This window comes from Pseudomonas sp. B392_1p (assembly GCF_052245235.1).
In the GTDB taxonomy this organism is placed as follows: domain Bacteria; phylum Pseudomonadota; class Gammaproteobacteria; order Pseudomonadales; family Pseudomonadaceae; genus Serpens; species Serpens gallinarum.
In genome coordinates, this window is record NZ_JBQPXM010000004.1 from 258120 (window position 1) to 270644 (window position 12525).

Annotated in this window: 11 protein-coding genes; 4 read left to right on the plus strand and 7 right to left on the minus strand. The window is 63.6% G+C overall.

The annotated features are described in order from the left end of the window. Nucleotides 1-4: 4 nt before the first annotated feature. From ACTV8E_RS07905 to dadA, 3 genes are read right to left on the minus strand one after another with little or no spacing between them, the layout of a single operon-like run. Nucleotides 5-1096: a YkvI family membrane protein gene (locus tag ACTV8E_RS07905; protein WP_251834477.1), complete on the minus strand. Its 1092-nt coding sequence runs from the start codon at nt 1094-1096 to the stop codon at nt 5-7. 54 nt (nt 1097-1150) lie between these two features. Next, complete coding sequence (locus ACTV8E_RS07910; protein ID WP_251834476.1) at nt 1151-1507, minus strand: RidA family protein; 357 nt, start codon at nt 1505-1507, stop codon at nt 1151-1153. Next, nucleotides 1482-2777, minus strand: a complete 1296-nt coding sequence (gene dadA / locus ACTV8E_RS07915; RefSeq protein ID WP_443199122.1) for a D-amino acid dehydrogenase — start codon at nt 2775-2777, stop codon at nt 1482-1484. The genes ACTV8E_RS07910 and dadA overlap by 26 nt, the downstream gene beginning before the upstream one ends. A 150-nt stretch (nt 2778-2927) precedes the next feature. Between dadA and ACTV8E_RS07920 the strand changes: the two genes are divergently transcribed. Beyond that, entirely contained in the window at nt 2928-3416 is a 489-nt protein-coding gene (locus tag ACTV8E_RS07920; protein ID WP_443199123.1) for an Lrp/AsnC ligand binding domain-containing protein, read from the plus strand. A gap of 256 nt (nt 3417-3672) precedes the next feature. On the opposite strand, the gene ACTV8E_RS07925 is transcribed toward ACTV8E_RS07920, so the two are convergent. Next, nucleotides 3673-4026, minus strand: coding sequence for a YkgJ family cysteine cluster protein (locus tag ACTV8E_RS07925; RefSeq protein ID WP_443199124.1), 354 nt, complete (start codon nt 4024-4026; stop codon nt 3673-3675). A 164-nt stretch (nt 4027-4190) separates the two neighbouring features. Here ACTV8E_RS07925 and ACTV8E_RS07930 point away from each other — a divergent pair, with 164 nt between their 5' ends. Then, complete coding sequence (locus tag ACTV8E_RS07930) at nt 4191-5492, plus strand: NAD(P)/FAD-dependent oxidoreductase (protein WP_443199125.1); 1302 nt, start codon at nt 4191-4193, stop codon at nt 5490-5492. Nucleotides 5493-5501: 9 nt separating this feature from the next. Here the strand turns inward: ACTV8E_RS07930 and ACTV8E_RS07935 are convergent, their stop codons facing one another. Further along, nucleotides 5502-6830: a tetratricopeptide repeat protein gene (locus tag ACTV8E_RS07935; RefSeq protein WP_443199126.1), complete on the minus strand. Its 1329-nt coding sequence runs from the start codon at nt 6828-6830 to the stop codon at nt 5502-5504. 147 nt (nt 6831-6977) lie between these two features. Here ACTV8E_RS07935 and ACTV8E_RS07940 point away from each other — a divergent pair, with 147 nt between their 5' ends. Further along, nucleotides 6978-7919: an AraC family transcriptional regulator gene (locus ACTV8E_RS07940; protein WP_251834470.1), complete on the plus strand. Its 942-nt coding sequence runs from the start codon at nt 6978-6980 to the stop codon at nt 7917-7919. Between the two features lie 67 nt (nt 7920-7986). Continuing rightward, on the plus strand, nt 7987-9531 hold the full coding sequence (locus ACTV8E_RS07945) for a phospholipase D family protein (RefSeq protein ID WP_443199127.1): 1545 nt from the start codon (nt 7987-7989) through the stop codon (nt 9529-9531). A gap of 39 nt (nt 9532-9570) precedes the next feature. Here ACTV8E_RS07945 and ACTV8E_RS07950 read toward each other — a convergent pair whose 3' ends face one another. After that, nucleotides 9571-10713 (minus strand): MFS transporter, encoded by a 1143-nt coding sequence (locus ACTV8E_RS07950; RefSeq protein WP_443199128.1) that lies wholly within the window; start codon nt 10711-10713, stop codon nt 9571-9573. Nucleotides 10714-10863: 150 nt separating this feature from the next. Beyond that, nucleotides 10864-12354, minus strand: coding sequence for an aldehyde dehydrogenase (locus tag ACTV8E_RS07955; protein ID WP_251834467.1), 1491 nt, complete (start codon nt 12352-12354; stop codon nt 10864-10866). Nucleotides 12355-12525: the final 171 nt, after the last annotated feature.

The following is a 12525-nucleotide window of genomic DNA, read 5'->3' on the forward strand; positions in this document are numbered from 1 at the left end:
CCGGTTAGAGCGAAGCTTCCAGCTCAGCCTTCTGGGCCGCCGCATCAGCAGAGCGACCGCGAATCCAGCTGAAGGCGATGGCCAGGATCAGCGCAAGGCCCACGTAGCCCAGCAGCGGATAAACCGTGCCCACCAGCTTGGTGAAGCCCACCTGGCTCAGGCCCAGGCCGATCAGGATGGAGACCAGGCTCACCAGTTTGAAGCGGGTGGTTTCCGGACGCGCGAAGCGCGCGCTGAAGGCGAAGAACATGCCCACCGCGGTGCTGTAGATCATGCAGATCAGCGACAGCGACATCAGCACGCTGAGCCACGGCGCGATACGCCCGGCCAGTGCCAGGGTCGGCAGTTCAACACCCTGCAGCTGGTTGATATTGGCGAACAGACCGACGTTCAGGGTCAGGATCAATGCTCCCAGGCCCAGACCGCCCACGACGCCGCCAATGGCTGCAGCCTTGGGCTGCTTGGTCAGGCCGCCGATCACCGCCAGCATGGGGAAGCCCACGGCGATGTTGAACGAGGCATAGAGCAGCGCGCTGAGGAACCAATTCGACGACGCCTTATCGGTATTGCTGGTCGCCACGGCTTCCAGCGTTTCCAGCGGTGCGTTGTAGTTGAAAATCGAGTAAGCAGTGATCAGCAGCACCATGGTCAGCAGGAACGGCATCACCACGCTAATGAGGTGAATGATGCGCTTCACGTTCAGGCACAGAGTCAGAACGGCCAGCACTGTCAGCAAGATCGCGCCCGCCAAGGGGGGCAGACCAAACTGTTGGCTCAAGGTAGAGCCGCTGCCCGCCAACATCACCACACCGACGCCGAACAGGAAGAACGACAACACCAGGTCGACGCCCAGGCCGGCTTTCGCGCCAAATAGCCTGCTCAGCACCTGTTTGTGGGAATCGGCCTGCATTTTCGAACTCATGCGGGCGATCTGCATGCCGATGAAAGCGAACAGCAGAGCGCTGATCACGGTGCCAGCAACACCTATCACGCCGAAGTGAGTGAAAAACTGCAGCACCTCCTGGCCGGAGGCAAAGCCTCCGCCAATCACCACTGACATGTACGCAAGCGCTATTTGAATCGACTGCTTATTCATTACTACATCATCTCTTTTTTAGATTTATTGGTGACCGCATGAGAACGTCTCGAGTCAGCCTGGCAGGGCGGCGACTACCGTGGCTTCTATAAGAATCTCCGGCTCGCACAGGGCGGCCTGAACAGTGGCGCGCGCAGGCGCGACGCCGTCAGGCAACCATTGATCCCACACCGCGTTCATGGCCGCGAAGTGGGCATCAATGTCCTTCAGGTAAAGGGTCACCGATAGCACATGATGCTTGTCGGTTCCCGCTTCAAGCAACAGCTGCTCGACCATCGCCAGAGTTTCGCGGGTCTGTTGCTCGATATCGGCGCTCAGGTCATTGGCTACCTGACCCGCAAGATAGACGGTGTCGCGATGGATAACGACCTGACTCATCCGTTTGTCAGTGTGCAGACGCTGTATTGCCATCAAGGGCCTCCTGGGTGTCGCCGTAGCGAGAAATATCCAGACCTTCGGTGCTGATCTGCGGGCGCTTGGCGGCCAACAGGTCGGCCAGCAGGCGGCCTGAGCCACAGGCCATGGTCCAGCCCAGCGTGCCGTGACCGGTATTCAGGAACAGGTTGGTGTAACGGGTCGCACCCACGATGGGCGTACCGTCCGGCGTGGCCGGGCGCAAGCCCGTCCAGAATTCGGCCTTGGCCAGATCGCCACCCTGCGGATACAGGTCGGCGGTAATCATTTCCAGCGTGGCCCGGCGACTCGGATTGAGGCTCAGATCGAAACCTGAAACTTCGGCCATGCCGCCCACCCGAATGCGCTGGTCGAAACGGGTAATGGCCACCTTGTAGGTCTCGTCAAGGATGGTCGAGGTGGGCGCCATCTCGGCATTGGTGATCGGCACGCTGAGGGAATAGCCCTTGAGCGGATACACCGGCGCCTTGATGCCCAGCGGCTTGAGTAGTTGCGGACTGTAGCTGCCCAGAGCCAGCACGTAATGGTCGGCGGTTTCCAGCGTGCCGTCGATCCAGACACCGGCAAGGCGATTACCGTCGCCTTCAAGGCGCTCGATGTTCTGTCCGAAACGGAATTCGACACCCAGCTCTTTGGCCATTTCCGCCAAACGCGTGGTAAACAGCTGGCAGTCGCCAGTCTGGTCATTGGGCAGCCGCAGGGCACCGGCCAGCTTGTCGGTCACGGCGGCCAGGGCCGGCTCAACGCGGGCGATACCGGCACGATCCAGTACTTCGTAAGGCACGCCGGACTGTTCGAGAACGGCGATATCCTTAGCGGCGGCATCCACTTGGGCCTGGGTGCGGAACAACTGAGTGGTGCCCAGCTGACGCTCTTCATAGGCAATGCCGGTTTCTGCGCGCAGCTCGTCGAGGCAATCGCGGCTGTATTCCGACAGGCGCACCATGCGCTCTTTGTTCACCGCATAACGGCTGGCCGTGCAGTTGCGCAGCATCTGCAGCATCCACAGGTACTGGTTGATGTCAGCGGTGGGACGAATAGCCAGCGGCGCATGCTTTTGCAGCATCCACTTGATGGCCTTGAGTGGAATGCCCGGGGCCGCCCATGGTGAGGCATAACCCGGAGATATCTGCCCGGCATTGGCAAAGCTGGTTTCCTGAGCCGGCGCGGGCTGGCGATCCACCACCGTTACTTCAAAGCCCGCACGGGCCAGGTAATAGGCGCTGGTCGTGCCAATCACACCGCTGCCAAGTACCAGTACACGCATGACACAACCTCCTCGATTCTGATGGCGGGCACAGACGGCGCCGCACAAGAGCCCGAGTATAAGAAAGCGCAAGTAGTGATATTCACTATATAACTGGCTATATTTGCCGTTAAGTCACGGCAATAATGCCTTTAATAGAGGTAAATATTCATGAAAACCCCGCGTCGGGCCCGTCATGATCTGGATAAGATCGACCGCAGCATCCTGCGCATCCTGCAGGACGAAGGGCGTATCTCCTTTACCGAGCTGGGTGAGCGAGTCGGCCTGTCCACCACGCCCTGCACGGAGCGGGTGCGGCGCTTGGAGCGCGAGGGGGTGATCATGGGCTACAGCGCGCAGCTCAATCCCCATCACCTGAAAGCCGACCTGCTGGTCTTCGTCGAGATCAATCTTGCGTACAAGTCAGGGGATATCTTCGAAGAATTCCGCCGCGCCGTGCTCAAACTACCGCAGGTGCTGGAATGCCACCTGGTCTCCGGCGACTTCGACTACCTGATCAAGGCCCGCATCTCGGAGATGGCCTCTTACCGCAAGCTGCTCGGCGACATCCTCCTCAAGCTGCCCCATGTGCGCGAGTCGAAGAGCTATATCGTCATGGAAGAGGTCAAGGAGACCCTGAAACTGCCGGTGCCGGGCTAAACATAATGCGCGGCGCTGCCATAGGCGTCGCTCACCGCACACGGGCAAGCTGTAGGATGGATGTCGCTTGTACATCCACCCTGGGCACCGCTCGGTGGACAAGAAAAACGTTGTCCACCCTACATGCTGAACCCGTAAGCAGCATCGCCACTCGTAGGGTGGATGTCGCTTTGTACATCCACCAGTGCCTCGCTCGGTGGACAACCGCACACGGCGGGGCGAGGCCATCCACTTACTGCGCACAGGTTACGGTGAGCTACACCAACACCTGCCGAGTCGTGGCAATCAGCCGATGCACCCCGGCCTCGATGTGCGGCTCGACCCATTCATCGGGGCGACGGCCATTTGGGCACGGCATGCGCGGCGTGGTGCCGAACAGCCGGCAGATCAGCGGACGTTCGTCATACACCTCGCAACCGTTGGCCCCCAGATGCACGCAGTTCAGTTCGGCCCATGCTGCGTCATGCTCGGCGTCGCTTTTGACCGGCAGGCGGGCCATTTCCTCCGACGACGCGGTCACCGGACCGCAACAGTCGTGACAACCCGGCACGCAGGCGAAGACGGGGATCTGCCCACGCAAGGCGCAAATTTTCTGGCTGTTACAGGACATCGATGGGCTCTCCGGCGGGACTCTGTGGCCATCAGCTTGCCTAGCCAGGCGAGCGGCCACAACCTGCTCGGCTCAGCGGCCCGTTTTTGATGATTGGCAAGCGGGCGGCGGGCGCCTTACTCTGCGTAAAAATTTCCACACACCCGCGCACCTAGGATCTCGTTATGCCCGCCCATGCCCCGGAGCAGCACGCCGCCTCTTATTACGCAGCCACGCGCAACCGCCCTACTCTGCAATTTCCGGCCCTTCGTGAAGCGGTGCAGGCTGACGTGTGCATTGTTGGCGGTGGTTTTTCCGGGCTGAATACCGCCATCGAACTGGCCGAGCGGGGCCTCTCGGTAGTGCTGCTGGAGGCGCGGCAGATCGGCTGGGGCGCCAGCGGGCGCAACGGCGGGCAACTGATTCGTGGCGTAGGCCATGAGGTCGAGCGCTTCTTGCCTCTGCTCGGTGAAGATGGCGTTCGTGAGCTGAAATTGATGGGGCTGGAAGCGGTGGACATCGTGCGCCAGCGCATCAAGCAGTATGCCATCGACTGCGACCTGACCTGGGGCTACTGCGACTTGGCCAACAAGCCCGCCGATCTCGAAGGGTTTGCCGCCGACGCCGAGGAATTGCGCAGCCTGGGTTATCGCCATGAGCTGCGCCTGCTGCAGCCTGGGCAGATGCACGAGGTGGTGGGTTCGGAGCGCTATGTCGGCGGGCTGATCGACATGGGCTCCGGTCACCTGCACCCGCTCAACCTGGCGCTGGGTGAAGCCGCCGCAGCCGCCGCGCTGGGCGTGCGCCTGCACGAGCATTCGGCGGTGACGCGCATCGAGCATGGGCCGCAGGTCAGCGTGCACACAGCCCAAGGTCAGGTGCGTGCCGATACGCTGGTACTGGCCTGCAACGCCTACCTCAACGACCTGGAACCCGCCATTGGCGGCAAGGTGTTGCCCGCCGGCAGCTACATCATTGCCAGCGAGCCGCTGAGCCCCGAACACGCACATGAATTGATTCCGCAGAACATGGCGCTGAGCGACCAGCGCGTGGCCCTGGATTACTATCGCCTGTCCGCCGACCATCGCCTGCTGTTCGGCGGCGCCTGCCATTACTCCGGGCGCGACCCCAAGGACATCGCCGCGTACATGCGGCCGAAGATGCTCAAGGTCTTTCCGCAACTGGCCAACGTGCGCATCGAGTACCAGTGGGGCGGGATGATCGGCATCGGCGCCAACCGCCTGCCGCAGATCGGCCGGCTGCGCGAGCACCCCAACGTGTATTACGCCCAGGCCTATGCCGGTCACGGCCTGAATGCCACCCACCTGGCCGGCAAACTGCTCGGCGAAGCCATTGCCGAACAGCACAGCCGCGGCTTCGAGCTGTTCGCCCAGGTGCCCCACGTCACCTTCCCCGGCGGGCGTCTGTTGCGCTCGCCGTTGCTGGCACTGGGCATGCTCTGGCATCGCCTCAAGGAGCTGAGCTAACCCACGCCCTCAGGCCGCCTCGGTCTGGCTCGCCCTGAGGGCCAGGCGGCGCGTTTGCGCGCTGTTCGGCCGAGCCAGCCGTCGCTCGTTGGCCAGCGCCCGTGCCAGCTCAGATTGGCCACTACGCCGCGCCGCTTCGAACAGGGTCAGGTCAATCAGGTCGCGCTGCGCGTGACTGCCGCCGAAACGCTGAGCGATGGAACGCAGCGGTCGGAGCAGGCGCACGCAGTTAACATACTCGCCAACGGCGAAGGCCTGGATCGCCCGGCACAGCGGATACCCCACTTCGCCGCTGAACTGCCGGTTGTCGCTTGCACACGTCTCGATCACTCGCTGCTGCGCCGCCAGCACCGCCTCAGCCTGCGCACTGTACCCGGCGCTGACGAAGGCCAGCATGGCGTGGGCGTCGTTGAACGCATAGAGGCCGACGTCCGCATGCGGCGTCCAGAGATCCGCCACCGCGCGCCAGCGTTCGCCCACGTCCACGCCGAGCAGTTGCAGGCGCCAGAGCAGCGCTGAAGCATCCACCAGATCGAGCACCAACGCCGAGCGGGCGCCGAAGACCGGGCCGTCGAACAGCGCCAGCACCTCGTCGAACTGCTCAAGGTCCAGATGGAACAGTGCCAGATGCCACCAGTTATGCACCTGGAAGAAGCTGTCACCCGCCCAGTGCGATTGGCGCTCGCGCATCCAGGCGATGCCTTCGCGCGGGCGGTTTTGCATCTCCAACACATGGGCCACCGCATGCTGCGCCCACCCATCGCGTGGCTGTAGCTCGACGGCACGCCGCCCAGCTCGCTCGGCGGCGAGGTAATCGGCGTTTTCCTCCAGGCCGAACGCGTGCATGCCAAGCAGTACATGATAGCCCGGCATTTGTGCCTGCCATTCCGGCAGTGCGCGGCTGATGCGGTCGCGCAGCATGCGTCCATTACCGCAGAAGAAATCCACCAGATGGCCGGCCTGCAGGGCAAGAACATCCAGCGGCCAGGCGATGCTCACATCCTCCAACAACGCGCCGGCCTCCTTCCAGCGCCCGTCGAGCAGCGCGCCGATGGCCTTCAGGTGTCCCTGCTCGCGTGCGTTGTGCGGCAAAGCCACGGCCTGCCGATAGGCCGCGCGCGCCGCGACCAGGCCATCGGGCTCGGTGCCCAGCAGGTTCAGCCAGGCCCGCAGCACGTGGGCCATGATCATCTCCGGGCGCTGCGCCTGGGCGGCGTCGAGGGTAACCAGCGGGTCGCCGACATAACACTGAAAGTGTGTCAGGGCATCTTGATAGTGGTGCAAGCTGTCGTGATCGGCACCGGAAATCTCCAGTCCCATAGGGTCGCGCATCGTCATTGGATGATCCTCATATGGCTGTTTCCTCAACGCGCTGCCGTACGGCCTGCTCCCGTCACCGCGTGCCTGCTACGGTAAAAAAGAGGCCAAGGGCTGCCTATAGCCCAGACGCCGGCATTTTTGATCCAGCCGCCAAGCGAGGCCGCCGTGGATGCGTTATCCAGCGTGCTGACGACGGTGCACCTGTCCGCAGGCGCCTTTCTGCACGCCGAATTTACCGCGCCCTGGTGCATACGCTCGCAAGTTGGCCCCGAGGATTTCAGCTCCCAAGGCTTACCTCCGGCTCATCTCATGGCCTACCACTATGTACTCGCCGGCCGCTTGCTGCTCAGCGTCGGCGAAGCCCCGCCGTTGGCTGTCGAGGCGGGTGAGATCATCCTGTTACCCCGCAACCCGCCACATATCCTCGCCAGCGCCACACAGCTACCGGTGCAGATTATCGATCATCTGCTGCAACCGCCGGACGGTCCTGGGCTGGCCCACCTGCGCTACGGTGGCGGAGGCGCCACGACAGAGGTGATCTGCGGCTACATCGGTTGCGAGGTGCCCGACAATCCGCTGCTGCGCACCCTGCCCGACATCCTCACGTTGCGCATCGCCGACGGTGCCTGGATCGAGCAGTCATTCCAGCGCGCCGCCCGGGAAGCTGCCTCGCAGCGGCCGGGCTCGGTCACCGCGCTCAGCAAGCTGGCCGAGCTGCTCTTCATCGAGGCCGTGCGCCATTACCTCGACACCTCGTCAAACCGCGAGCATGGCTGGTTGGCCGGCCTGCGCGACCCACAGGTCGGCAAGGCCCTGGCGCTGCTGCATGGCCAGCACGCCCGCCACTGGACCACCGAGGCGCTGGCCAGCGCAGTCGGACTGTCGCGCTCAGCCTTCGCTGAGCGTTTTACCCAACTGATCGGCCAACCGCCGATGCGCTATTTATGTCACTGGCGCCTGCTGCTGGCCGCCCAGCAATTGCGCGAGGGCCGCACCCTGGCACGCATTGCCGAGGAAGTCGGCTACGCCTCGGAAGCCGCACTCAATCGGGCTTTTCGCCAGCATTTCGGCCTGCCACCAGCCGCCTGGCGGCGGCGCTACGCCTAGCCCCCGCCCAGCCTGCCTATCTGCCGCTACGCTAAAGGGCACCCGCAGTCATCGACGAGACCTCAAGGTGTACACCTATTTGCTGCTCGGCCTGCTCTGGCTCGCCGGCTGTACCAGCATTGCCCAACCCATCCCCAGCCAAGCCCTGGCGCCGGGGGAGTCACCCATTGCCTTGACGCTGCGCCAGCAGGCCCAAGCCCATCCGGCTGGCGAATCAGGCTTTCGCCTGCTGGCTTCCAGCAGCGAGGCGTTCAGCGCCCGCGCCGAGCTGATCCGCCGTGCCCGGCACAGCCTCGATTTGCAGTACTACATCGTCCACGAGGGCCTCAGCACGAGCCTGCTGGTCGAGGAACTGCTGCGCGCCGCCGATCGCGGCGTGCGGGTGCGCGTTTTGCTCGATGACACCGCAAGCGATGGGCGCGATTATGAAATTGCCACGCTGGCCGCCCACCCGAACATTCAGATCCGCGTGTTCAATGCCCTGCATGTGGGCCGCAGCAATGGCATCACCCGTCTCCTGGGCAGGCTGTTCAACCTCAACCGCCAGCATCGGCGCATGCACAACAAGTTATGGCTGGCCGACAGCAGCGTGGCCATTGTCGGCGGGCGCAATCTGGGCGACGAATACTTCGATGCCCAGCCGCAACTCAACTTCGCCGACATCGACCTGCTCGCCGCCGGGCCGGTGGCCGTCAGCCTGGCGGAAAGCTTCGACCAGTTCTGGAATCACCGCCTGAGCGTGCCGATTCAGCACTTTCTCTACCGACCGCCCTCTCAGCGGACCCTGGACAAGGCGCGCCGCACACTCACCCAGTACCTCGCCGACGTCCAGCAACACGAACCGCAGCGCATTGCGCCACTGCTCGCCTACCAGCAAACACCGCAACTGCAAGGCTGGCTGGAATCCTTGATTTGGGCACGCGGCCAGGCATTGTGGGATGCGCCTAACAAGATCCTCGCCGAGCGTGAGCCGGACCCACACTGGCTACTCACGACTCAGTTGTCGCCCCACCTGGCGCATATCCGCAAGGAACTTCTGCTGGTCTCGGCGTATTTCATTCCCGCTCGCGAAGGCCTGCTGGACCTCACCCGCCGGGCGGATCAGGGCATCGATGTACGCCTGTTGACCAACTCGCTGGAAGCCACCGATGTGCCCGCCGTGCATGGTGCCTACGCGCCCTACCGCATCAGCCTGTTGAAGCACGGCATCCGGGTGTTCGAGCTGCGCCGCCAGCCGGACGAGGAAAGCAGCTACAGCTTCAGCGGCTCGTCCGAATCCAGTCTGCACAGCAAGGCGCTGGTCATCGATGGGGAAAAAGTCTTCATCGGCTCGTTCAATTTCGATCCGCGCTCGGTGCTGTGGAACAGCGAAGTGGGCGTGCTGGTGGACAGCCCCGCGCTGGCCGGCGAAGTGCGTCGCCTGACCCTGGAAGGCATGCGGCCGTCCATCAGCTACGAGGTGCAACTGGACGAACAAGACGCCCGGCCACGCTTGGTGTGGATGGCCGAAGACCAGGGCATTACCCGGCGTATCGAACGCGAGCCCGGCAACCTGTGGCGCCGCCTGAATGCCTGGTTGGCCGATTGGATCGGCCTGGAACGAATGTTGTAACGACCCCGCACGCGGCACGACGCGAAACGGCTCTATTCCTTATGGGCTGGCCTGTTGCGCCAAGCCATGCCTGCCGCGCAACAGAACTACCAACCCGCCGGCGCCCAGGGCCATCAACAGCGGCAGGGCATGGCCGCTGATCCACTGGCTGGCCGCTCCCGTGGCCAGCGGACCGAGCAGGCAGCCAATGCCCCACAGTTGCGAAACATGGGCATTGGCGCGCACCAGCTCGCTGTCCCGATACCGTTCGCCGATCAAAATCAGCGACAGGGTGAACAAGCCACCGGCGCTGGCCCCGAACAGTACCCACAGCGGCCAGATCAGCGGCGTGTGCAACAGGGCAGGAATGCCCAGGCTGCTGAGTAACAGCGCCAATGCGCAACCCTGGAACAACAGCGGGCGCGATACATGATCGGCGAGCCAGCCGATCGGCAACTGCAGCAGTGCATCGCCGACCACCACCACGCTGACCATCAGCAAGGCGATTTCCGGGGCAAACCCCTGGCGCAGGCCGTACACCGGCAACAACGTCAGCACCATCGACTCGAACGCAGCGAACAGCGCTACCGCCCAGGCAATGGCCGGCAGGCTGCGACAGAACTGCAGCAGCCCCCGCAGGCTGGCGTCATAACTGCTCACTTCAGGCGCGCCATCGCGCCCCACCAGCAACAGCGCGCCACCGACCAGCAAGCCAACGCCGCACCAGAATCCCGTGTCGCTATCACTGCCCAATGCGCCGAGCAGCAGCGGTCCGCACAGCTGACTGAGGGCATAGCCGGTGCCGTACAACGCCACCAGCCGGCCGCGCAGATGTTCCACCGCCAGTTGATTGATCCAGCTTTCACCGAGGATGAACACCACGGTCAGCGACATGCCCAGCCATAACCGCAACAGCAGCCACAGCGAATAGTGCGGCCACAGCGCCAGCAGACCTACGGACACCGCCCCGCTCAGCAAGCACAGGCGCATCAGCCGGGCGCTGCCCAGGCGCTGGGCGAGCCGCCCGGACAGCGCCGAGCCCACCAGAATGCCCACGGCCGGCATCGCCGCCATCACGCCAATGGCAAAGGTCCCGTAACCCCAGGCTTCCAGGCGCAACGACACCAGCGGCAGGCTGATGCCCAGCGCCAGACCGACGCTGATTACCGCACCGCAGACGGCAAAATAAGTTAACCAACGCATAGAAAATCCAGGTCGCATGCGGTGGACAACGCACAACGGTTGTCCACCCTACGGGTTACAGCAACCCGTAGGGTGGATGGCGCTTTTCCCATCCACCGGACAGTGTCGGATAGACACAGACAGCGAGTGCGCACCCAAGGGTACATCGGGTCATAGCTTGATCCAGGTGGCCTTGAGTTCGGTGTACTTGTCGAAGGCGTGCAGGGATTTGTCGCGGCCGTTGCCGGACTGCTTGAAACCGCCGAACGGCGCGGTCATGTCGCCGCCGTCGTACTGGTTGACCCACACGCTACCGGCGCGCAGCGCCTTGGCGGTCAAATGGGCCTTGGACAGGTTGCTGGTCCACACCGCCGCCGCCAGCCCATAAGGCGTGTCGTTGGCGATCTGTACCGCTTCCTCGGGCGTGTCGAAGGCGATCACCGAGAGCACCGGCCCGAAGATTTCCTCGCGGGCGATCTTCATCGCATTGCTCACGCCGTCGAACAGGGTCGGCTCGACATAGGTGCCGCCGGTATCTTGCATAACGCGCTGGCCACCGACCAGCAACTGGGCGCCTTCGGCACGACCCGCCTCGATAAAGCCCAGCACATTGCCCAGCTGCTGCTGATCGACGATAGCGCCGACGCGGGTCTGCGGGTCCAGGGGATGGCCCGGCCGCCATTGCTTGAGCGCCTCGACCACCATGGGTACGAACTGGTCTTTGATCGAACGCTCGACCAGCAGCCGCGAACCGGCAGTGCACACCTCGCCCTGGTTGTAGGCGATGGCGCTGGCGGCAGCCTCGGCGGCGGCTGCAAGATCGGGAGCGTCGGCGAAGACGATGTTCGGGCTCTTGCCGCCCGCCTCCAGCCAGACGCGCTTCATGTTCGACTCGCCGGCATAGATCATCAGTTGCTTGGCCACTTTGGTCGAGCCGGTGAACACCAGACAATCGACATCCATGTGCAGCGCCAGCGCCTTGCCGACGGTATGCCCAAAGCCTGGCAACACGTTGAACACCCCGGCCGGAATGCCCGCCTCGAGGGCCAGCGCGGCCAGGCGAATGCCGGTCAGCGGCGATTTTTCCGAGGGTTTGAGGATTACTGAGTTGCCCGCCGCCAGCGCCGGGCCGAGCTTCCAGCAGCTCATGATCATCGGGAAATTCCACGGCACGATGGCCGCCACTACGCCGATCGGCTCGCGGGTCACCAGACCCAGTTCGTCATGGGGCGTGGCCGCCACTTCGTCGTAGATCTTGTCGATCGCCTCGCCGCTCCAGCGGATCGCCCGCGCGGCGGCCGTCACGTCGACCTTCAGGGCATCGGTGATCGGCTTGCCCATGTCCAGGGTTTCCAGCAGGGCCAGTTCCTCGCGGTGCGCCTCGATCAGGTCGGCAAAGCGGATCATCACCTGCTTGCGCTTGACCGGCGCCAGGCGCGACCAGACGCCGGACTCAAAGCGTGCGCGGGCCACCTGTACGGCCGCCTCAGCATCCGCCTGATCGCAGCTGGCCACCTGACCGAGCACACGGCCATCCACCGGGCTGATGCAGTCGAACGTGGCGCCGGACACTGCCGGGCGAAGGGCGCCATCAATGAAGGCGCCGCCTTCGATTACCAGAGTGGTGGCACGCTGTTCCCAATCGCTGCGGGTCAGGCTCATGGAGGCTTCCTCTTATTTTGTGGGGCCGCCGGTATACGGGGCCGGTGATTACCGCACCCTACTCAGTGGCCGAATCGTTTTCAATATTTTTTACAGCAGCCCACAAATGTGGCCTGCCACGTTCGTTTTATCAAACGGAACCGCCCGAGCAAGCGCTCTGGTAATCTTCGC